The sequence below is a fragment of the Edaphobacter paludis genome, assembly GCF_039993895.1.
GTDB lineage: Bacteria > Acidobacteriota > Terriglobia > Terriglobales > Acidobacteriaceae > Edaphobacter > Edaphobacter paludis.
In genome coordinates, this window is sequence record NZ_CP121194.1 from 2,837,553 (window position 1) to 2,859,741 (window position 22,189).

Annotated in this window: 18 protein-coding genes; 10 read left to right on the forward strand and 8 right to left on the reverse strand. The window is 58.2% G+C overall.

Annotation, left to right across the window (positions count from 1 at the left end; translation table 11 throughout):
* Positions 1-6 precede the first annotated feature (6 nt).
* From cobA to P4G45_RS11800, 3 genes are all read right to left on the reverse strand, one after another.
* Positions 7-786, reverse strand: coding sequence for a uroporphyrinogen-III C-methyltransferase (cobA, locus tag P4G45_RS11790; RefSeq protein WP_348266671.1), 780 nt, complete (start codon positions 784-786; stop codon positions 7-9).
* The gene (locus P4G45_RS11795; protein ID WP_348266672.1) at positions 783-1,421 is read right to left on the reverse strand and encodes a bifunctional precorrin-2 dehydrogenase/sirohydrochlorin ferrochelatase; all 639 of its coding nucleotides are present in this window, start codon (positions 1,419-1,421) and stop codon (positions 783-785) included. Before P4G45_RS11795 ends, cobA begins: the two co-directional genes overlap by 4 nt.
* A gap of 65 nt (positions 1,422-1,486) precedes the next feature.
* Complete coding sequence (locus P4G45_RS11800; RefSeq protein WP_348266673.1) at positions 1,487-3,208, reverse strand: nitrite/sulfite reductase; 1,722 nt, start codon at positions 3,206-3,208, stop codon at positions 1,487-1,489.
* A 332-nt stretch (positions 3,209-3,540) separates the two neighbouring features.
* Between P4G45_RS11800 and P4G45_RS11805 the strand changes: the two genes are divergently transcribed.
* Positions 3,541-4,395, forward strand: coding sequence for an alpha/beta hydrolase (locus P4G45_RS11805; protein WP_348266674.1), 855 nt, complete (start codon positions 3,541-3,543; stop codon positions 4,393-4,395).
* On the opposite strand, the gene P4G45_RS11810 is transcribed toward P4G45_RS11805, so the two are convergent.
* Both P4G45_RS11810 and P4G45_RS11815 read right to left on the reverse strand, forming a co-directional pair.
* Positions 4,392-4,634, reverse strand: coding sequence for a zf-HC2 domain-containing protein (locus P4G45_RS11810; RefSeq protein ID WP_348266675.1), 243 nt, complete (start codon positions 4,632-4,634; stop codon positions 4,392-4,394). The genes P4G45_RS11805 and P4G45_RS11810 overlap by 4 nt on opposite strands.
* Positions 4,631-5,254: a sigma-70 family RNA polymerase sigma factor gene (locus tag P4G45_RS11815; RefSeq protein WP_348266676.1), complete on the reverse strand. Its 624-nt coding sequence runs from the start codon at positions 5,252-5,254 to the stop codon at positions 4,631-4,633. Before P4G45_RS11815 ends, P4G45_RS11810 begins: the two co-directional genes overlap by 4 nt.
* A 225-nt stretch (positions 5,255-5,479) precedes the next feature.
* Here P4G45_RS11815 and P4G45_RS11820 point away from each other — a divergent pair, with 225 nt between their 5' ends.
* From P4G45_RS11820 to P4G45_RS11830, 3 genes are all read left to right on the forward strand, one after another.
* Entirely contained in the window at positions 5,480-7,048 is a 1,569-nt protein-coding gene (locus tag P4G45_RS11820) for an alpha-L-fucosidase (RefSeq protein WP_348266677.1), read from the forward strand.
* 332 nt (positions 7,049-7,380) lie between these two features.
* Positions 7,381-8,178 (forward strand): dienelactone hydrolase family protein, encoded by a 798-nt coding sequence (locus tag P4G45_RS11825; RefSeq protein WP_348266678.1) that lies wholly within the window; start codon positions 7,381-7,383, stop codon positions 8,176-8,178.
* Positions 8,179-8,209: 31 nt separating this feature from the next.
* Positions 8,210-8,878 carry a peroxiredoxin-like family protein gene (locus tag P4G45_RS11830; protein WP_348266679.1) on the forward strand — a complete coding sequence of 223 codons (669 nt, stop codon included), beginning with the start codon at positions 8,210-8,212 and terminating at the stop codon, positions 8,876-8,878.
* A gap of 184 nt (positions 8,879-9,062) precedes the next feature.
* Here P4G45_RS11830 and pgi read toward each other — a convergent pair whose 3' ends face one another.
* Positions 9,063-10,694 (reverse strand): glucose-6-phosphate isomerase, encoded by a 1,632-nt coding sequence (gene pgi / locus P4G45_RS11835; RefSeq protein WP_348266680.1) that lies wholly within the window; start codon positions 10,692-10,694, stop codon positions 9,063-9,065.
* 201 nt (positions 10,695-10,895) lie between these two features.
* Here pgi and P4G45_RS11840 point away from each other — a divergent pair, with 201 nt between their 5' ends.
* On the forward strand, positions 10,896-11,759 hold the full coding sequence (locus tag P4G45_RS11840; protein WP_348266681.1) for an IclR family transcriptional regulator C-terminal domain-containing protein: 864 nt from the start codon (positions 10,896-10,898) through the stop codon (positions 11,757-11,759).
* A gap of 11 nt (positions 11,760-11,770) precedes the next feature.
* On the opposite strand, the gene P4G45_RS11845 is transcribed toward P4G45_RS11840, so the two are convergent.
* Both P4G45_RS11845 and P4G45_RS11850 read right to left on the reverse strand, forming a co-directional pair.
* On the reverse strand, positions 11,771-12,676 hold the full coding sequence (locus tag P4G45_RS11845) for a type I phosphomannose isomerase catalytic subunit (protein WP_348266682.1): 906 nt from the start codon (positions 12,674-12,676) through the stop codon (positions 11,771-11,773).
* Positions 12,666-15,488: a bifunctional YncE family protein/alkaline phosphatase family protein gene (locus tag P4G45_RS11850; RefSeq protein WP_348266683.1), complete on the reverse strand. Its 2,823-nt coding sequence runs from the start codon at positions 15,486-15,488 to the stop codon at positions 12,666-12,668. Before P4G45_RS11850 ends, P4G45_RS11845 begins: the two co-directional genes overlap by 11 nt.
* 160 nt (positions 15,489-15,648) lie before the next feature.
* On the opposite strand from P4G45_RS11850, the gene P4G45_RS11855 reads away from it, so the two are divergent.
* The 5 genes from P4G45_RS11855 (at position 15,649) to P4G45_RS11875 (ending at position 22,100) form a co-directional block, all read left to right on the forward strand.
* Positions 15,649-16,632, forward strand: a complete 984-nt coding sequence (locus P4G45_RS11855) for a fatty acid desaturase (protein ID WP_348266684.1) — start codon at positions 15,649-15,651, stop codon at positions 16,630-16,632.
* Positions 16,633-16,720: 88 nt separating this feature from the next.
* Positions 16,721-17,647, forward strand: coding sequence for an ATP-binding protein (locus tag P4G45_RS11860; RefSeq protein WP_348266685.1), 927 nt, complete (start codon positions 16,721-16,723; stop codon positions 17,645-17,647).
* A complete protein-coding gene (locus tag P4G45_RS11865; RefSeq protein ID WP_348266686.1) occupies positions 17,644-18,369 on the forward strand; it encodes a response regulator transcription factor in 726 nt (241 codons plus the stop codon). The genes P4G45_RS11860 and P4G45_RS11865 overlap by 4 nt, the downstream gene beginning before the upstream one ends.
* Positions 18,370-18,411: 42 nt before the next feature.
* A complete protein-coding gene (locus tag P4G45_RS11870; RefSeq protein ID WP_348266687.1) occupies positions 18,412-19,617 on the forward strand; it encodes an acyltransferase in 1,206 nt (401 codons plus the stop codon).
* A gap of 95 nt (positions 19,618-19,712) precedes the next feature.
* A complete protein-coding gene (locus P4G45_RS11875; RefSeq protein ID WP_348266688.1) occupies positions 19,713-22,100 on the forward strand; it encodes an LptF/LptG family permease in 2,388 nt (795 codons plus the stop codon).
* Positions 22,101-22,189 lie beyond the last annotated feature (89 nt).

The window sequence follows — 22,189 nt, forward strand, 5'->3', positions numbered from 1 at the left end:
TGGTCTTCAGCGAACCTTGATGGCCTGTCCTATAAGCAGAATCACCGGTGCCGGTCCGATATCAGCATCTTCAATCGACCTCAGCGTCGCAACATGAACATGTTCTGCAGCGGTAGACGCCTTGGAGACAGCAACGCAAGGCGTATCCGCGGCGATGCCGGAGCCAATGAGATCATCGGCAAGTGCACGGAAGTTGCGACCCGGCATGTAGATGACGAGCGTAGCATCCGGAGGAAAGGCGCCTGTCCACTTCGGAGTCAGCTGAACTTTGCCAGCCGCATGGTGCGCCGTAGCAAGAATCAGCTTGGATGCAGCGCCGCGATCGGTGAGCGGCGTCTGCAAAGCAGCGGCGACTGCAAAGGCAGTCGTGATGCCGGGAACGATCTCAAAGGGGATGCCCGCGCCGCGAAGAGCCTGAATCTCTTCTCCAGCACGCCCGAAGATAAGCGGATCGCCTGACTTAAGGCGCAGTACCGACTTCCCGGCCTGTGCCCCCTCGATCATAAGAACGTGGATCTCAGCCTGGGTAATGCGAGGCTGGCCGCAGCGTTTGCCAACAGGAATAATCTCCGCGCCCTCGTGCGCCAGGGCAAGAATCTCGTCGGAGACAAGATCGTCGGGCAGGATAAGATCGGCCGTTCCCAGCAGATGCGCCGTACGCAGGGTTAGATAGTCAGGGTCGCCCGGACCTGCTCCGGCGAGATAGACGTGCCCGCTCTGGGCTGCGAGAGCCGCCTTCTTTCGCGATGCCACAGCAAACGTTGAAGCACTCGGCACCTGACTCACGCTTTACCTTCCGGCGGATTAGTCTTGGCGTGTTCGCGTGCCAGCAGCCGCGAGGGGCATTGATCGTAGCCACAGACTTCGCGTTGAGCGAGTTGGTGAAGCAGCCACTTGCGCTCCTCATTCAGCGGCTCGGCTGCCACAACTTCACGCCGCAAATTGCCGAGGTCGGCAAGCCACTCTCCTGCATCAAGAGGAAGCTGTGCGTTGATGTCCTTGCGTATCTTCTGGGCAAGGGCGGGACTTGCGCCCGCGGTCGAGATGGCGATCTGAAGGTCGCCGCGCCGGACGACGGAGGGAAAGTAGAAGTCGCAGAAGGGTGGATCGTCAACGGCGTTGCAGAGAATGCCTTTTTCTGTCGCTTCGTGAAAGACGGCGCGGTTGACGGCGGGCACGTTTGTGGCAGCCACGACAAGGAAGTTTCCTGTCAGGTCACCTTCAGCATAGGGCCGCTGGTGATATTCGAGCTCGCCTTCGGCGGCCAGACTCTGGATGCGCTCGCTGGCCTCAGGGGCGATCACCGTGATCCGGGCGTTTGCGGCTTGCAGCGATTCGATCTTGGACTCGGCCAAATGCCCCGCGCCGATGACGATGCAGGGACGTGCAGCGAGCTTGAGGAAGATGGGGAAGAGGGACATAGGATCTTCCTTTGATGATAGCGGAGGCCTCGGAACGTATTCAGCCGATGCCTCCGCTGTTATGTCTATTCGCCCGGTGCGAGGCGGACAGCGCCGACGGGTGGAGCATCACGCTCGACCGGATCGATAGCTACGCCGTTGAGCAGCGTGCGAAGAGTATCGTCACTGTTGCGTGCGAAGTAGGCGCGGAGGTCCTCTTCAGGCTGGCGCTCGGCAAGGTAGGCACGGAGCAAGCGTTCGATTGCGTCCGGCACGTCCTCGGCGGCGGCGCGATAGCCAAGGGGACGAGACGTGCGAGCATACTTCCCGACTGCTCCGCCCACGCAGAAATGAAAGGCATCGACTAACTTGCCGTCCTGCTTGATCTTCTTGCCTTCGAGCCCGATATCGGCGATCCAGTGCTGGCCGCAGCTATTGGTGCAGCCAGTGACGTGAAGCTTGATCTGCTGGTCAAAGCCCGGCAGACGGTCTTCCATCTCGCTGACCAACCACTTTGCAAAACCTTTGGTTTCGGTGATAGCCAGCTTGCAAAACTCGGTGCCGGTGCAGGCGATGGCGCCGCGCCAGAAGGCCGAAACGTCGACCTGAAAGCCGAGTGTGTTCAGCTCGATCACGAGAGCGGCGGTCATCTCGTTGGGCACGTTCACGATGATGATGTTCTGCATGATGGTGGCGCGAAGTTGACCGTTGCCGTATTTCTCGGCAAGATCGGCGAGCTTTTGCAGTTGATCGCCGGAGACCCGTCCGCGAAGCACGCTGGCGCCGACCGAGGAGAGGCCGGGCTGGCGCTGCGGGGTAATGCCGATGTGATCGCGATAGATGTCGTCGGCAATATTCTCATCCTCGGCGGGAGAAGGGATCAGCTTGTAGCCGAGCTTGGCTTCGAGCACTTCGAGATAGGATTCCGGGGTCCAGCCGAAGCGCATGAAGAGATATTTGGAGCGAGCCTTCATGCGGTTTTCGCGAAGAACGTCTGCATCACGGAAGATCTCGGCTGCGGCCATCACAGCGGCGAAGGCCTGGTCCTGACGGATAAAGGCAGGAATGCGTGCGGCGATGTGGGGTTCGGTGGAGAGACCGCCGCCGACGCGCAGGGTATAGCCGACCTCTTCCTTGCCGTCGACCGTGTGCTTGATGGCGGTAAGGGCGACGTCATTAATCTCGGGATAATTGCACCAGAGCGGGCAGCCGGAGATGGAGATTTTGAACTTGCGGGGCAGATTGTAGAAGGCGGTGTTGGCGGTGAGCGCTCTAGCTACCTGGACGGCAAGGGGCGAGGCGTCGATGAGTTCGTCGTGATTGATTCCGGCGAGCGGGCAGCCGGTGACGTTGCGAACGACGTCGCCGCAGGCGCCCTTAGGGGAAAGACCGATCTCGGTAAGTGTGTCGACGACATCGACGAGGTCGCCGATGGTAAGCCAGTGAAGCTGAATGTTCTGGCGGGTAGTAATGTCGGCCAGGTTGCGCGCGTACTTTTTGGTGATGCCGCCGATGACGCGGAGCTGATGGCTCGTAAGCAGCCCGTTGGGCAGACCGATCCGCAGCATGAAGAACTCAGTCGCTTTGCCCTCGCCATTCTTGCCGCCCGCGAGGCCCAGCCCGTCGCCCTGCGAGTAGACCCCCCACCAGCGAAAGTAAAGAGCCCAGTCTTCTGGGACGGAGTCACGACCATCCCGGGCAAATTGACGGATCTCGTCAAAAGCTTCCCAGGGATTCTTGGCTAGCTTGAGGCGCTCGGTCTTCTGGGCTTTGGTTTCTTTGATCGCGGGAGCGGTAGGGGTTGTCATTAGAAATCCTTTAGAGAGCTAAATAAGAAAAGCCCACTGGGTTCGTGGGCGCTTATGACTTTGCTAATGTGTTCGGACTGATTCGATCAGTCTACGAAGCGGGGCAAAGGCGAAGGCGCACTGAGTCGCAACAACACATGCAACAACGGGATGCGCAAAAGATCGCCATTGATATTAGGATAATTCGTGCCCTGTCTTGCGTCAAGAAGCCCTTGGCGAAGAAACAGTGTTGTGTTCGATTACCCGCATAGACCTTTCAGTGTGATCATACGGACGAATTGTGAGGAGGAAAAATGTTGAGACTGAGCTTTCTCGCCCTGACCGGGACAGGATTGGGAGCGGCCCCCTTTGTTCCGATCATCCATAAACCATTTCCCTTTTTCCCGGAGTCGATCATGCATGATGCTAACTCAGGTTTCGCCCCGGTCAATGGATTGAACCTTTATTACGAGATACATGGTGAGGGTCAACCCCTCATCCTGTTGCATGGTGGCGTCTCAGCCAGTGAGGCATTCGGTCCGAATCTGAAGGAGTTGGCAAAGTCCAGAAAGGTCATTGCTGTTCACCTGCAGGGTCACGGACATACGAAGGACATCTATCGTCCGCTCCGATTCGAATCTATGGCCGATGACGTTGCCGCACTGATAGCCTTTCTCAAGATCGACAAGGCGGATGTGCTTGGTTATTCGCTGGGCGGCGGTGTTGCGCTGCAAACAGCGATTAGGCATCCTGCAGCCGTCAATCGGCTGATCATTATCTCGGCGGCTATGCAACAGGACGGATGGTTTCCGGAGGTAATTACAGCGTTCAATCAGATGCCCGCGCACGCATCTCAAATTGCCCAAAATATAAAAGGCTCGCCACTTGGCCAGCTTTATCCGGAAGTCAACTGGGAAGTATTACTCAGCAAGATCGCAGAGATGGAGTCGCGCGACTTTGACTGGACAGAGCAGGTGAAAAAAATACAGTCTCCCACGATGCTTGTGTTTGCTGACGCCGATGCGATTCGGCCTGAACACATGATCGCGTTTTACAAAGCGCTAGGCGGAGGTCAACGCGACGCAGGTCTGGACGGTTCTCTTCGTTCAACGGCACGGCTTGGTATTGTTCCCGGGGCAACTCACTACAACATTTTGGCGACGACAGCGGTCACAAATCTCGTGACGCCCTTTCTCGCTCAAGCCTAGGCGCTAGCCTTTTTGCTGCATTTCTGCATAATGGCGGCGTGGAGACGTTCGCGGAACTCGTCCGAGACCTCGTAGACCTCGTTGCCCCGATAGATTTCAATGGTCTGGCGGGTCGTGTTAAGGACGACCTCGCAGTGGCTGCACCCGGCAGTATGGGCGCGAACCTCTTCGAGCAGTTCGGGGCTGATCTGGCCGTCGAAGTAGTCGGTTAGCTGGCTGAGAAAATCAGTGCAGTTCATGCTGGATGGCCCTCCTTCTTATGGAAGTACCGGCTCAGTCGCTCACGTAACTGAAGGCGGGCGCGCAGCAATCTCGATTTGACGGCGGGTACGCTCAAGCCAAGTGCCTCCGCAGTCTCTTCCGTGGAGAGATTTTCAATGTCGCGCAGCGTGAAGACGGTGCGGAATCCGGGCGGAAGGCCCTGGATCGTCTTGCGCAGAATTTCGCCAAGCTCCGCTTGGTTGTAGTTCTGCTCGGGATTTGGCCGCCATTCCGCGAAATCTCTGGGGATGGCTCCATCTTCAGTCTGCACATCGGCATCCATGGAGACGGTCTTGCTGGTCTTGCGCTTGCGCAGCCGCATGAGGCTCTCATTGACGGCGATGCGGACGAGCCAGGTAGAGAACTTGGAGTTTCCCTGAAACTGGTCCAGCTTCTCGTAAGCTTTAAGGAATGCGTCCTGCGTGATGTCTTCGGCGTCTTCACGGTTTTGTGTAATATGCTGCGCTACCCGGAAGATCTGGCGTTCGTACTGCCGCACGAGCTGCTCAAAGGCCGCCGTGTCTCCCGCTTTCGCGCGTGCTACAAGCGCTACATCGGGATGAATCTCTTCCGTCGCTGGAGATTGGATGGCTGGCATATGCAGAAAGGTGCTAAAAACGGCAGGCAATTGAAGACCGGCGCTTGCACCATAGTAAATGCAGCCGCAAGGGAGGGCAATGCATCTGGCTGGAATCCCTGATAACACATGCTTATTCAGAAGGGCCTTCAAGACCTAGTCCCATCTCATGAATCTCTTGCCTATCCACACGGGAATCGCTAAAGTTATCCCCCGCAGACCAATCCTCCTGGAGAATCGCACCTAATGCAAATTACCCGTCGCAAAGCACTGCAACTGCTGGCTGCAACAACTCCTGCCCTCGCTTTCCGTAACTCTTTTGCGGCCAGACTTCCGATTACCTCTGGTCCATTTCTGGGAACTCGGGATTCGCTTGCTGCCTATCGCATACCGGCGTGGTTCGCGGACGCCAAGTTCGGAATCTGGTCTCACTGGGGGCCGCAGTCTGGAGTTGAAGATGGCGACTGGTATGCACGCAATATGTATATCCAGGGCTCCGACCAGTACAACTACCACGTTAAGACTTACGGGCATCCGTCCAAGGTCGGATACAAGGACCTCGTTCCGCAATTCAAGGCGGCACGGTGGGATCCTGAGCACTTGATGGATCTTTACGTTAAAGCCGGAGCGAAATACTTCTTCTCGATGGGCGTCCACCATGACAACTACGATATGTGGAACTCCAAATACCAGCCGCGCTGGAACGCTACTGCTATCGGCCCGAAGCGCGATATCGTTGGCGAGTGGAAAGTGGCAGCCCGCAAGCGTGGTCTTCGTTTCGGCGTCAGCGAGCACCTCTCCAACTCCTTCGACTGGCTTGCACCTGCGCATACCAGCGACTCTGCGGGACCGCTTGCAGGGATTGCTTATGACGGCGTTCTTCCCGCCTACAAGGATCTTTACCACGATTACACCGGCGAGCCAGCCGCCTTTGCAAAGACCGCCCAGGCCATGGGCCGGGTTGCGCCGGACTGGTGGAAGCAACAGTACTTCAACCGCATCAAAGACCTCGTCGACCAGCATCAGCCCGACCTGCTTTATACCGATGGCGGGATTCCATTCGACGAGTATGGACTTTCGCTTGTTGCCAATCTCTACAATCTCAGCGCGGCGAAGCACGGCGGTCAGGTCGAAGCGGTCTATAACAGCAAGACCAATAGCGACTGCTCGACAGGAACCTGCGCTCTCGACCGCGAGCGCGGTGTGCTCGACAACATCTCTCCGGTTCCCTGGCAGACGGATACCTGTATCGGCGATTGGCATTACAAGCGCGGCGTCAAATATAAGACCGCCAAGAAAGTCGTCGACCTGCTGGTTGATATCGTCAGCAAAAACGGCAACCTGCTGCTTAACTTTCCGCTGCCCAACTCTGGGGAACTGGACGCCGAGGAGAGGGTCACTCTCGACGGCATCACCGCCTGGATGGCCGTCAATAGCGAAGGCATCTATGGCACCCGGCCGTGGAAGATCTACGGGGAAGGTCCGTCAACCAAGGTTGTCGTCGCCTCCAATGGCAAGGAGTTCGATCCCAATGAGAACAAAAAGCCCGACCTCAACGCCTCGGACATCCGCTTCACGACCAAGGGCAATATTCTCTATGCCTTCGTTCAGGGCTGGCCGCAGGGGCAGGCGGTGATTCCATCGCTGGGCACTGCAAGTCCGCAGCATCCAGCAAAGATCACCAGCGCCTCGATGCTGGGGCAGGATGGCCATCTGAAGTTCACACAGGACGCCAGCGCGCTTCGGGTCACTCTTCCCAGTAACCGTCCACGCGCGGCCGATATCGGGATTACGCTCAAACTGACTACCGCTTGAGATGTTGGCGGGGAGAGGGAGTACCCCCCTCCCCCGTACTTAAGTCCTAAAGTCTTCGAATCAAATGGTTTAAGTCTGGACTGGTCTATCAAAGTATCCCTAACCACAAACAGCCCGGGATCGTCGATCCCGGGCTGTTCTGTCTTTAATTGTAATGAGCCGCAAGAAACTAATTTGCAATGTATATCTCTTTTATTTTCTGACATTTGAGTCGGAATGGGGCTTGACACGATTTTGTGGTGCGGCAGGGAGGAGCATGGGCACGATTCGCAATGGCATTTTCAACCACTACGGTCTTGTCCGCGGTTCGACCGAGGGCTACACTTCCACCCATGCGATTTCCTGCGCTTCCACTGCTTGCCGCTCTTCTGCTGATGTCTCCTCTTTCCGCTCCGGCACAAGATTGGGCTAAGGCACGGCTCGACCAGTCGCCCCGACACCATGAGTATGTTTCGCTCAAGCATGGTGACCGGACGGTTCAGGCCTTTGTCGTCTATCCGGAGGTCAGCGGGAAGGCGCCGGTCGTCGTTCTTATCCATGAGATCTTCGGCCTGACCGACTGGGCCAAGGAGATGGCCGACGAGATTGCAGCGAAGGGCTACATTGTGGTCGCGCCCGATCTGCTCTCCGGGCATGGGCCGAAGGGCGGCGGCTTCAGTGAGTTCGCCAGTCAGGAAGATGCTGTGAAGGCGGTCTCCGCACTGAACCCTGATGACGTGAATGCCGACCTGGACGCCGCAGCCGATTACGCGAAGAAGATTCCTTCGGCCAACGGCAAGCTGGCCGTGGCAGGCTTTTGCTGGGGTGGAGGAAAGTCCTTTGCATTTGCGACTCATCGCCATGGCCTTTCGGCCGCGTTCGTCTTCTATGGTCCACCCCCATCTGAGTTCACCACGATTAGCGCACCGGTCTATGGCTTCTATGCCGGAAACGATGCGCGCATCAGTGCTACTGTTCCAGCTACTACCGAGGGCATGAAAGCTGCGCACAAAAAATATGAGCCGGTGATCTACGATGGCGCGGGGCATGGGTTTATGCGGGCGGGCGAGGCTCCTGATCCGACACCGGCGAATAAAACGGCGCGAGAAGAGGGATTCGAACGTCTCGTGAAGCTACTTGGCACGATGTGACGGGCTGCATTGGCGGCTGCGATAATGAGATGTGACTGCCTCCCTTCAAGATCAACTCGATCTCATTACTCAAAACACGCGCAAGCTGGTGCAGGCTGAACGCCTCGCAATCTCCGAACAGGCCACTGTCGATCTTTTCAACACTGGCATTGAAGAGCGCATTCTTTCTATTGGAAGCGTCGCGCCAAGCTTCTCGCTTCCGGACACCCGCAGCGGCAAGCCTGTTAGCTCTGCCGACCTTCTAGCCCTTGGGCCACTGGTGATTAATTTCTTTCGCGGTCGGTGGTGCCCCTACTGTGTCACGGAACTGGAGACATGGCGGGAACTTTATCCGGAGCTTCGTGAGCGCGGTGCGTTCTTTGTTGCCATCTCGCCGCAGACGCCGCGGCAGAACGACTTCATGATTCAGCAGCATGCGTTGCCCTTCCCTCTACTGGCTGATGCGGGCGCTGCCGTGGCTGAAAAGTTTGGCATTGCCTACACCATCCCTGAGCAGCATCGGCGCTACTACCAGAGCATCCTCGTCAATATTCCATTCAATAACGCTGGGCTGAGTTATCACAATGCTACCGAAGAGAGTTGGCGGCTTCCGTTGCCTGCGGTCTTTGTGATTCGACAGGATGGGACTATCGCTTTCAGTGAAGCGCATGCGGATTTCCGCGTGCGTCCTGAACCTGCCGATGTGCTGGCTGCGCTTTAATGTGCATCGACAGATTCTGCTGCTAAGAAGGACGTACCTCCGCGGCTAAAGCCGCATTGCAAATGAGTTTGTGGCACGGCTGAAGCCGTGCCCTTAACAAACCTGAAAGATTCTGCGGATGCGCAAGATAGCGATGCCCGCCTCAAAAGGGCAGGCATCGCTGTTTGTTCGGCGGCGGTAGACGCTATTTATTCTTGCGGTACCTCTGAATGAGGTTGGTGGTGGAGGGGTCGTGGGCCATCTTCGGCTCGGACTCGCTTTCCAGTTCGCCGATGATCTTCTGCGCCAGCACCTTGCCCAGTTCGACACCCCATTGATCGAAGGAGTCGATGTTCCAGATGGCGCCCTGCGTGAAGACAGAGTGCTCGTAGAGTGCGACGAGCTGGCCGAGTACCTTGGGTGTCAGGTGGTCAGCCAGGATCGTGTTCGACGGACGGTTGCCCTCGAAGACGCGATGCGGCACCAGCCAGTCGGGCGTCCCCTCTGCCTTGACCTGCTCGGCGGTCTTGCCAAAGGCGAGCGCCTCGGCCTGGGCGAAGACGTTGGCCATGAGCATGTCGTGATGGCGGCCAAGCGGGTTCAGGGTTTTGTAGAAGCCGATGAAGTCGCAGGGGATGAGGCGCGTGCCCTGATGGATGAGTTGATAGAAGGAGTGCTGGCCGTTGGTGCCAGGCTCGCCCCAGTAGATCGGGCCAGTCTGGACCTCTACTTGTTTGCCGTCGAGGGTGACGTGCTTGCCGTTCGACTCCATGGTCAACTGCTGGAGATAAGCGGGAAAGCGCTTGAGGTACTGCTCGTAGGGAAGAATCGCGACGGTCTGCGCGTCGAAGAAGTCGGTGTACCAGATGGTCAGCAGGCCAAGGAGAACGGGGAGATTTTTTTCGAACGGCGTGGTGCGGAAGTGCACGTCCATCTCGTGAAATCCGGCGAGCAGGTCGCGGAAGTTGGCTGGCCCGATGGCGAGCATCGTCGAGAGGCCGATGGCCGAGTCCATGGAGTAGCGGCCGCCGACCCAGTCCCAGAAGCCGAACATGTTGGCGGTATCGATGCCGAACTTCGCTACCTCTTTCGCGTTGGTGGAGATGGCGACGAAGTGCTTTGCTACCGCCTTCTCGTCGCCGAGCTTTGCCAGCGCCCAGTCGCGCGCGGTGTGCGCATTGGTCATGGTTTCGAGCGTGGTGAAGGTCTTGGAGGCGACCAGGAACAGCGTCTCCTCGGCGTCGAGGTCGCGCACGGCTTCGGCGAAGTCAGAGCCATCGACGTTCGAGACGAAGCGGAAGGTGAGGTCGCGCTGGCTGTAGAACTTCAGCGCTTCGTAGGCCATGACGGGGCCGAGGTCGGAGCCGCCGATTCCGATGTTGACTACGTTGCGGATTTTTTTGCCGGTGTGGCCTTTCCACTCTCCACTGCGGACGCGATCGGCGAAGGCGGACATCTTGTCGAGTACCTCGTGCACGGGGGGAACTACGTCTTCGCCGTCCACAACAATGGACTCGCCCTTCGGGGCGCGTAGAGCGACATGCAGAACGGCACGGTTCTCCGTGATGTTGATCTTGTCGCCGCGGAACATGGCGTCAATCTTCTCGCGCAGGCCTGACTCATCGGCGAGTTGTACCAGCAGCTTCAGGGTCTCGTCGGTGATGCGGTTCTTCGAGTAGTCGAGAAAGATACCGCCCGTCTCGGCGGTGAAGCGCTCGCCGCGCGCCGGATCGTCAGCGAACAGCTCACGCAGATGCTTGCCGCCAATCTGCTGAAGGTGAGTTTGAAGGGCCTTCCAGGCCTTGCGTTCGCTGAGAGGTACAGTCTGAGTTGCCATGCGCTTTGCTTCTCCTTTGTCGAGCCGATCCTGAGTGTCTGGATATTAGTTTAGAGCCGAAGTTTGACGGACCGTTGAATCGGCGGCCCTTGGTGGTTGAGATGCCTGATCTTGCGTTGAAGTGAATGTGCGTTTATCGTATATGTAGTCCGGCTATCGCCCCATGCCTCTTTTCGCGATGACCGCCATGGAAGGATTCCAATGAGTCTCGCTCCTCGCCGCGCCGCCCTCCCCACTGAATCACTGGCGGCTGCTCCTCTGCCCGATGCGCCGAAGGCCACTCCCGCCTCATCGCTTGACGTCTATACGGGCGACCCGAATTTCATGACTTCGCTGGCGCGGGGCCTTATCGTGATCCAGGCGTTCACGCAGCAGTCGCCGCAGATGACGATCTCTCAACTGAGCATGAAGACCGGCCTCTCGCGTGCGGCGGTCCGGCGTTGTCTTTATACGCTGACCAAGCTGGGTTTTGCCGGGGCGGAGGACGGGTCGCGCTACTCGCTGCGTCCGCGCATGTTGACGCTTTCACACACTTACACGGCTTCGAATACGCTATCGAGCGCGGCACAGCCTATTCTTGAGCGCATGTCGGCGGCGCTGCGTGAATCTTTTTCGGTGGCTACGCTGGATGGTGAGGACATCGTCTACATCGCGCGCACCAGCGTCAGCCGGGTGATGTCGGTGGACCTGCATATCGGCAGCCGGCTGCCGGCGTATTGCACGAGCATGGGGCGGATCTTGCTGGCTTATCTGCCTGCGGAGCAGCTCGAGAGCTATCTTGCCAAGGTCGTGCTTACGCCTTATACGACGCGGACGGTGAACTCGATCGAGAAGCTGCGGCTGCATCTGCGCAACATTCGACGGAATGGCTATGCTATCTGCGATCAGGAGTATGAGGTTGGGCTGCGGTCGCTGGCCGTGCCGGTGTACTCGCCTGCGGGGCGGGCAGTGGCGACGATCAACCTGAGCGGAAATGCGCAGCGGATGTCGGTGCTGGATATGCAGACGCGGTATCTGCCGCATCTGCGGAATGCGGCCAGCGAATTGAGCGTCTTTCTGCGCTGATCTTCGTGGCTTTATTTTGCCGGGGCGCTGCAACGAACGAATGACAAAGCTGCCGGTGCATCGATGGTGATGTCTCCCGTTCCCTGGGGCAGGATGACTGCCTGACCGGGTTTCAGACCAGTGGAGCCTTTGCTGCTTTTCACTGTGCCCCAGCCGGAGAGACTGACCAGGCAGGCGGGGCCGCTGTTGGTGATCTTGATTTCGCCGAATGGAACATCGAAGCGGTCTACAGTGAAATACTTCTGTTCGATGAGGCGGATGAAGCCGTCCATCTGCCGGGGCTCTACCTTGCCTGCTTCGGTCTTCGCCTTGATGACGGCGATTCCCTGCTCCAGATGTAGTTCGCGGGGGCGGCCGTAGTCGTAGAGGCGGTAGGTGATGTCGCTGGTCTGCTGCGTCTCAAGCAGCACGACGCCGGGGCCAATAGCGTGGACCGTTCCGGCATCGACGAAGATCATGTCGTCTACGGATACTGGGACTTGTTCGAGCAGGTCTTCCATCTTTCCATCGGCGACGGAGGTGGCAACTTCGGCTGCGCCCACTCCGGGCTTGAGGCCGAGAGATACGGCAGCTCCGGGGACGGCTTCGAGAACGTACCAGCACTCGGTTTTGCCGCGGGTCTCGCCTGCGGCCTGGGCCTGCGCGTCGTCGGGATGCACCTGGACGGAGAGTTTGTCATTGGGAAAGAGAATCTTAACCAGAAGCGGGAACTCGCCGCCGATATGGCTGTACATTCCTGCGAGGGTCTTTCCGGTGAAGGGGCCGGTTTCGACGACGCAGGCCGGGCCGGTCAGCCAGGCCTCTCCGACCAGTTCGTTTGTTCCGGTCGATTCGTACCAGGGGCGAAGATCGCTCTTGCCCCAGGGGCGCTCGCTGAACCAGGGCTTCAACCGAAACGGTGCAATGCTAGTCGTCATCGTCATCCTTCACTTTCTTGTAATGGATCAGCAACTGAGCGGGAACCGGTTTGTTGCCCATTGCGTCCTTCCACAGGATAACGTTCAATTTACGTGAATCGGCGCGGTCGGCGTGGCGGAAGTCCATTTTCATGCTTTCCTTCGCCCCGGGCGCTGTTTTTTTGTTGGCGGTGTAGATGAGGCCGTTGTCGCGGTTGGCGTAGTCGGCGGTAAAGGGCGGCTGATCGCCGGGGCCGGTGAACTCGGGCGTCATCGCGCTGCTGAAGGCGTCGTTGTTGTTCATCGGGGGCAGGCCGAGCACCATCTCCATGGTTCGGATCATGGAGACGGTGGTGTAGAAGCGGCTATCGACGAAAGCGCTGCCGCTGGAGTTTCTGGGCGAATATTTGCTGACGACCAGCGCCATGCTGCGGTGCGCGTCCACGTGGTCGGCGCCGTTCTGGGCGTCATCTTCCAGGATGAAAAATGCTGTGTCGTTCCAATAGGCCGAGTGTGAGACCGCATCCACGGCGCGACCGATGGCCAGATCGTTATCGGCGATGGAGGACTTCGGAGAGGGTGCGCCGGGACGGGTTCCCGCGGTGTGATCGTCCGGCATTCGCAGCATCACGAAGTCGGGCATGGTGTCGTTGCCGGCGTTGCGGTCGGCTACCCACTTTTTGAAGTGGCGGAGAAAAACCGCCACGCGAATCTGGTCGGGCACCATCAGTTCGAAGTCCGGCTGCTCCGGCGCGAAGTGACCGACGAGCTCGGGCTTGGTGGCGACGTTGCGCGCAAGCAGCGGAATCGCCCAAGGCCATTTGCTGATACCGCCGCCCCATTCCTCGGGAATTTTACCGCCGGGCGCAATCGACTTCGGGACGCAGAGTTTGGTTGCACCGGACATCGCTCCCTGATTGGGGTTGATCTCCTTCATCGCGTTCTTGTCGCTGCAAAAGGTGGAGGAGATGTACTCGCCAAAGTGATAGAGCGTCTTGCCGTGCGCAGCGAGATCGCCCCACAGGTAGCCGCTCTCCGGCTCGTTGACGTCGGGGATGTTCTGCTGGATGGGATAGCCTTCGGCGACCATGCCTTCGAAGTCGTAGCTGCGCTGGCCACGGCCGTAGTTCTGAGACCAGGTCTTCTCCAGATAGTCAGTGCCAATGGCAGCATTGGACCATACGTGGCCCTGGCCGGAGACCTCGCCCGAGTCGTAGAAGTTGTCGAGGACACCGAACTGGAGCGCCATGCGATGCTGGTTGGGCGTAATGTCAGCGCCGTACATGGTGAGGCTGGGATCACCGTTGCCTACGGGTTTTCCATCCTGCTTTAAATCGCCGAATAGCTGATCGTAGGTGCGGTTCTCTTTGATGATGTAGATCACATGCTTGATGGGGTTGGAGCCGTCGGCGAAGTGCAGCTTTTCCTGTGCTGCCTTCTGTCGATTCGATTGAAGGACTTCATCCGTCCAGCGCGGAAGCTCCTTCTCGATCGCGTTCATGTCGAGCGAGACCATGGAGCCGTAGAGAAGTGTGCCAACGTAGGTTGTAGCTCCCTGCAACTTTTTCGTTGCCATGGTCTCCGCAGTCTGGCGTTGCGGAAAGTTGTTTGGGCCGGTTCCCTTCCCCTTGTCGGTTGCGAGGTATAGCTTGCCGCCGGTGATGGCCATCGAGATCGGAAGCCACTCGGTCGGCACAAATCCGACAGGCTCGACCATACCCTTCTTTGCTGCGCCTGCCGTCAGCTTCGATGTGTCGATTACTGCAACCGCGTCCGAACCAAAGTTCGCTACATAGAGCTGGCGCCCATTCGCGTTGAGAGCGAGCGCGACGGGCTCCGCGCCGAAGTAGCTCTGGCCGGGGAGGCGCGTATCGAAGTAGCCCTTGATGGCAAACTGCTCGCCTTTGATATTCACCGCTGCGACGGCGTCGCGATTCGATAGCGCAACGTACATCGTCTGGCCGTCGGGGGAGATTTCGAGCGCCGAGGGATGCGTTCCCGGAGCGGTGGCTACGCTGGGTTTCAGCAGGGAGAGTTTGCGTCCAACGACACCGCGCTTGAGATCAAGTTCCACCACCTCGGAGGCGTTCCAGAGGGCGACAAAGGCGCGTGAGCCGTTCGGCGAGACGGCCAGCGCTACGGGATAAGTAGAAGGCACGGCGTCGCTCTCGGACAGATCAAAGCGTTGGAGCGTTGCGCCTGTGGCGGCGTCGATCAGCAGGACATCGTCGGAGAGATTGTCGGCCACCAGCAGCTTCTCCGCGCTGGCGCTGCCTATGACTGCAATCGCTGCCGGAAATGGAACTCCTTTGTCGCCTGGGGCGCCGCCAACCAGCATGGTGCGGCGTGCGCCTGCCAACTGTTGCAGCGGAATTTTGATCATTCGCTCGCGGGAGATCCTGCCATCGCTGAAGCCGTAGATCACAATGCCGTTGCCGGTGTCGTGGATGCGCTTCCCTGTCGGATCGCTGGTCGAACCGATGCTGGCGTAGAGGTGCTTGCCGTCGCGGCTGAAGGCGAGGCCGGAGTAGAGCGTCTGCCCGGCACCCACCATTGTCCAGTCATCGGGAAAATCGGTCACTGTGCCAGTCCGCGTGTCCATCACCGCGAGTGACTGCATGTAGTTGGACTCGTAGGTTCCGTAGCCTGCGTTGACGGTCACGACGTAACGTCCGTCGGGCGAAGCAGCCATCGAAATAGGCAGGCTATTGAGACGCTGCGGACTGCCCGGCACCTGGCCTAGAATCTGTTTGCTGCTCGGCAGATTAATCGTCTGCCCCAAAACGCTTACGGCCCCTGCTGCCATAACAACCACGGTCAGAAATCTACTCATCCGAATCATTCATACACATTACAACTCCTTTGTTCCGGTGGCATTACAAAAGTTTTACAAAGCGCAAAGCCCGAATGCCGGGGCGTTACAAAAGTCTTACAACCGCAGTCCGCCAAGCCTGATAGCGTTGATACAAGCAGTAAAAAGGACAGCTCACACCATGACACCAACGCTTATTACTCCCGAAGAAACGACGACGACCCAGGCCGCCGCCTCTACACGCGTTATCCCCGCCGTCGCCGAAGTCCAGCAGAAGGTGAAGCAGGACCTTCGCATGGGCCGCGAGTATCAGCAGGGACGCATCAACTGGCTCACCACGATCTTCATGGGCCTTTTCCATGTGGGCGCCATCGCCGCACTCTTCTTCTTTAGCTGGAAGAACCTTCTCGCGTTCGTGGTCATGTACTTCTTCGCGATCAATGTCGGCATCGGCATGGCCTATCACCGGCTGCTGACGCACCGCGGCTACAAGACGCCCAAGTGGGTCGAATACTTTCTGACCATGTGCGGAACGCTCGCGCTTGAGGGCGGACCGATCTTCTGGGTGGCCACGCACCGCGTTCACCATCAGAACTCCGACGACGAGGGCGATCCTCACACGCCGCACGATGGCACCTGGTGGGCGCATGCAGGCTGGATTCTTTCGGGCCGGGCCATGCACTCCGAGACCGCGCTGCTCGGCCGTTACGCTCCTGACCTTACGCGCGATCCCGTGCATGTGTGGCTGAGCAAATATCACTGGGTTCCTCTGACCACCTCGGGCGTTCTGCTTGGACTTATCGGCGGCTTCGCTACGCACAGCGTCATGGGCGGCGTAACCATGATTCTTTGGGGAACCTTCCTCCGCGTTACGCTTGGCCTTCATGCAACGTGGCTGGTCAACTCCGCCACGCACCTGTGGGGCAAGCGACGTTTCGAAACCAAGGACGATTCGCGCAATAACTGGTGGGTCGCTCTGCTTACCGGCGGCGAAGGCTGGCACAACAACCACCATGCCCACCCAGTCAGCGCGCGCCATGGCCTGGCGTGGTATGAGTTCGACATCAACTACTACGGCATCTGGCTGCTTTCGAAGATTGGCCTGGCGAAGAAAGTCCAGGTCGCCAAGTTCGATCCACAAAACCCGAAACCGGCTGGCGTCTAAGACGCACGCAAATATACAGCGAAGGCGCAGAACTCAGGTTCTGCGCCTTCGCTTTTTAATGCCTGCCGCTATACTTTCAGCAACGCACATGAACATTACCCGACGCCGCGGAGCAATCGCTTTCTTCATCACGCTGGGCGTTCTGCTCGTGGGGCTTGCTGTTGCGCTGAATATCGGTTGGATCATTCTGAATGATCGTGCGGTCGCGTTTGCTGTGCTCGGCGTGATTCTCTTCAGCCTGCTGATAGCGGGAGTTGTGCTCAACACAGTTTTTCTGGTGCGGGAGATTCGCCGCAACGAGCGTCAGGACTCTTTTCTAAACGCCGTCAGCCACGAACTCAAGACACCGATCGCTTCGATCCGGCTTTATCTGGAGACGCTGCAGCGCCGCCCCATCGACGAAGAGCAGCGGCAGCAGTTTTACAAAATCATGCTCGCGGACTCGGACCGTCTACTGGCCACAGTCGAACAGGTGCTGAAGGCTGGTCAACTGGGCCAGCGACATCGCCAACTGAACCGCACCACCATCGACCTCGAATCGCTTGTGAGCGAATGCATCAACGTGACGCTGCAACGACACCATCTCGCTGCCGAGAGCATTGTTCTTGAGCCGGTGCCGGGGGCGGTGCGGCTGCAGGTGGTCGGCATCCCTGAAGATCTTCGAACGGCCATTATTAATGTGCTCGACAACGCAGTTAAGTATTCGCCGGAGGGAGTGCATATTCGCTGCTCTCTGGCCATCACGCGCTACACATGGGTTACGCTGAAGATCAGCGACAAGGGCATGGGGCTACCCTCGAATGAGTACAAGCGCATCTTCAAACGGTTCTATCGCGTGCCGGGGCGCTCGATGGTCAAGATCAAAGGCACTGGACTAGGGCTATTTCTGGTTCGCAATATTGCGCGGCAGCACGGCGGGGATGTGACTGCATCGAGTGCGGGGGCCGGTCTCGGGACCACCATCACATTTACATTGCCTCTTGCCGGCCCCGAGAGCAGTCTGGATAAATCATGACCGAATCGAAGGCTCCATTGATTGCCGTTATCGAAGATGAAGAGCATCTTGCGCAGGGGCTGCTGTTCAATCTTCAGGCTGAAGGCTATGCAACTCACCATGAGGCGGATGGAGACGCAGCGCTTGCCTACCTTTTGAACACGCAGGACAACATTGCCGCCATCGTGCTGGACTGCATGTTGCCAGGCACGGATGGCTTTGCCATCGTTCACGCTCTGCGCGAAGCGAAGCGATACACACCGGTGCTGATGCTGACGGCGCGTACGCGTCCCGAGGATATTCTCGAAGGGCTTGAAGCGGGCGCGGACGACTATCTTCCCAAGCCATTCGAGTTGAGCATTCTACTGATGCGGCTGAAGTCTCTGTTGCGCCGCGCTGCGTGGCAAAACACCGCCGCTCCGCCTGAAGCGCCGCCTGACGAATATATCTTTGATCACCGCACCATCCGTTTCGATGCGCTTGAACTGGTCGCGCCGAATCGCACGACCCATCTCACGCTGATGGAGGCCGATCTTCTGCGCTATCTGACCGACCGCGAAGGCCAGATTGTGCCGCGCAAGGACATCCTCGAACAGGTGTGGCGCGTTCATGAGGATACCGACACTCGCGCCATCGATAACTTCATCGTCCGCCTGCGGCGCTACATTGAAGACGATCCAGGCAATCCACAGCATCTGCTTACGGTGCGCGGCATCGGCTATCGATTTATCGCGAACCCTTAGTTTTATTGAGAGGCATGCTCCATTTTTGATAGATCATGGAGCATGCCATTTGCGCCTGCAAACCTGAAACGAAGCTGGAGACGGCTGGACGGTGTGGACATGCTCCGCGGCCTCGCCATCTTCTTCGTGCTGATGAACCACGTCAACATGCGATTGCTAGGGGCAAAGGTGCCGTACACCAGGGGGCTTCCACACCAGCTTGTTTTTTCACTGGTCTGGAATGGCCAATTCGGCGTGCAGATGTTTTTTGTGGTCTCCGGTTTTCTCATCACTTCGACGACGCTTCGTCGCTGGGGATCGCTCTCCTCCGTCAGCGTGCGGGACTTCTACCTGCTGCGCTTCGCTCGCATTGCACCGCTGCTACTACTGTTATTGGCGGTCTTGAGCACTCTTCACTTCGCGCACCTCAAGGACTTTGTCGTTTCGGCAAAGACAGGAGGGCTGGGACGCGCGCTGATTGCGGCGCTCACGTTTCACATTAATCTTCTTGAGGCCACGCGTGGATACCTGCCGGGCAATTGGGATATTCTCTGGTCGCTTTCCGTTGAGGAGATGTTCTATCTCTTCTTCCCGCTGGTCTGCTGGTTGCTTGGTCGCGGCAAGCTGCTCATAGGGCTACTGCTCGCCTTTGTCGTCCTCGGCCCTTTCGGCCGAACCATACTCGCGCATGGGAACGGCGTGTGGCAGGAGTATTCGTACCTCGGCGGCATGGATGCGATTGCTGTCGGCTGCCTGACGGCTCTGCTGGTCTCGCGAATGCGCTTCTCTCGCCTTCAGCTATGGATGCTCGGCAGCCTGGGCGCAATCCTTCTTATCTTCAGCCTCTGCTTTTCCATCAGAGCCTATATCTGGGGTCTTGGCCACAACGGTCTGAATATGACGATCCTCGCCGTTGGTACCAGCATGCTCGTCGCAGTGGCAGCACAGACACAATGGAAGAGTCCCCGCATCTTCCGTCCGCTCGTCAAACTCGGCCAGCGCAGCTATGAGGTCTATCTGACCCATATGTTCGTGATCTTCGCCTTGTTTGGCCTGTTTGTCAGCATCGGTAAGCCTATGCGAGGAGTGCCTGCCTTGTTCCTCGCCGTGATTGTGATTGCGGGGTTGCTCGGAGAGGCGGTTGCGCGCTTCTTCTCTGACCCAATGAATCGCTACCTCCGTAGACGGTTTGGCGATGGTTCCGACAAGCTCGGATCGGTCATCGAAAACGATAGCAGGCTGCAGCACGAGGGGAGCGTTGCGGTATAACGGCGAAGCTCTCCGCTTCGCCGATCTTCTCCTCACATGCATACCAGCCAATTTCGAGCGCACGCGATAAACTCAATCCAGGCAACTATCTGTCCATGCGCATCTTCACCCGTTACATTCTCCGCGAAGTCACCTCCTACGCTTTGCTGGGTGGGACGCTCTTTACTTTTGTGCTTTTCATGCGCGACCTTGGCAAGATCCTCGAACTGGTGGTTCGCGAATCTGCCTCCCTCACCCAGGTTTTCCTGGTTTTTGCTTATACGCTGCCGAGCGCCGTTACCTATACGATCCCGATGGCTGTGCTGGTCGGCATTCTACTGGGCCTCAGCCGTCTCGCCTCCGACAGCGAAATTACAGCGATGCGGGCCAGCGGTATGGGCGCGCTCAGCTTCGTGCGCATCGTCTCTATTGTGGCCGTCGTCGCGCTGGGGCTAGGACTGTTCAACTCTCTCTATCTCGGGCCACGGGCGGCCGCCGGGCTGTTGCGGCTGGGAGATACGCTGAAGTCTTCGCAGGCTTCTTTCGAGGTACAGCCTCGCGTCTTCTACGAAGACTTCCGCAACTATGTTCTCTATGTTCAGAATGTGAAGCCTGCGGCCGGGGCAGCGTTATGGGATCACGTATTCCTCGCCGATCTCACCCAACCCGCCACACCGCATATCACAACGGCGGAACGCGCTATCGTCGTCAGCGGAACGCCCGGCACCTCCGACGCCCAGACCATCCGCTTGCACCTCATCGACGGCGGTCAGCATGAGACCACGGCAACCAATCCGAACCAGTACAACATCATTACCTTTGCTTCCACCGATATTCCCATTGAGACTGAGGCCCCGCCCGACACCCATCTCGGTCGCACCGACACGCCGATACTTGCGCTGCCGTTGCACGAGCTATGGCGGCGGAGCAACCTAAGCGGCGTTCCAGCAACCCTCGCGCGAAGCTACCGCATCGAGTTCCACAAGCGCTTCTCGTATCCCTTCGCCTGCCTGGTGCTGATGCTCGTCGGTGTACCGCTTGGCCTCTCCTCCAAGCGCGGCGGAAAATCGACTGGTTTTGTACTTACGATTCTGCTCGTCTTTATCTACTACTTTCTTTCGTCGGTCGGCGTGGCCTTTGCCAAGAATGGCAGGCTCTCGCCTTTTTTCGGTGTTTGGGGGGCAAACCTCATCTTCGCCGGAGCCGGCATCTTTCTGCTCTACCAGATGTCTCGCGGAAGCCTTGCGCTCGGTGTCTTCTCCAGCCTTGGCGGTTCGTTCAACAAACTGTACGCGCGGCTGGTGTCACGTGGAGGAGCCGGGAGTGTCGCCACAGGACTGACGCCGGATATAGCGACGCTTCTGCGACGGTTTCGTCGCATCTTCCATATTCGATTTCCGCTGCTGCTCGATGACTACGTCATGCGCGAGTACGCCGCCAACTTTGCGCTGATTCTCTCAAGCTTTTCGGCGCTCTCCATTATCTTTACCTTCTTCGAGCTGATCGGCGACATCTTCCGCAACCGCACGCCACTCATTACCGTGGGCGAATATTTACTCAACCTCATTCCTTTTATTCTCTATAACGTCACTCCGCTCTGCGCTCTGGTGGCCGTGCTGGTCACGTTCGGCGCGCTGAGCCGCAGCTCCGAAATTACCGCGATGAAGGCAACGGGCATCAGCCTCTACCGCATCATCACGCCGGTGCTCATCGTCACGATGATGATCTCCGCCGGGCTCTTCGCCTTCGACGAGCTTTATCTTCCCGCGGCCAATCGCCGGCAGGAGGCGCTGCTCTCCGTCATCAAAGACAAGCCTGCGCAGACCTTCCTGCGGCCCGACCGCAAGTGGATCTCCGGCCAGACGACCGAATCCGGCGAACCTTCGCGCATCTTCTACTATCAATTTTTCGACGCCGACAAGAATGTCTTTGCTAACCTGAGCGTCTTCGAGTTCGAGCCGCACACCTTTGCCCTGCAACGGCGCATCTTCGCGTCGAGCGCGCGATGGGATGCCCGCGTGAATCGCTGGGTCTTCGACGACGGCTGGCAGCGCAGCTTCGCAGGGGAGACGGTCGCCTCCTACCAGCCGTTTACCGTAGCCACCTTCCCCGAGATCCGGGAGCAGCCGGGTTATTTCAAGAAAGAAAATATACCCTCGCAGGAGATGTCGTATGGCGAACTCTCGCACTACATCTCCGACCTGAAGCAGAGCGGCTTCGACACGACGCGACTTAGCGTTCAACTCAACCGCAAGGTCGCGTATCCACTCATCACACTGGTCATGGCGATCCTTGCCATTCCGTTTTCGCTTTCGATGGGCAAAAAAGGAAGTCTCGCCGGCATCGCCACCGCCATCGGATTGGCGATTGCCTACTGGGTGGTCGCCGGCCTGTTTGAAGCAATGGGCAATGTGAGCACATTGCCGCCTCTGCTGGCGGCGTGGTCGCCCGACCTTCTTTTCGGTATCGCAGGCACGTACCTCCTGCTTCGTAGCTCCACTTAACCTAACCATCGCGACAAATCACATGTTCTGCGATACGATTAGCCACATCAAGCCATCAAAATAGAATTACCCATCTTTCAAAGAGATCA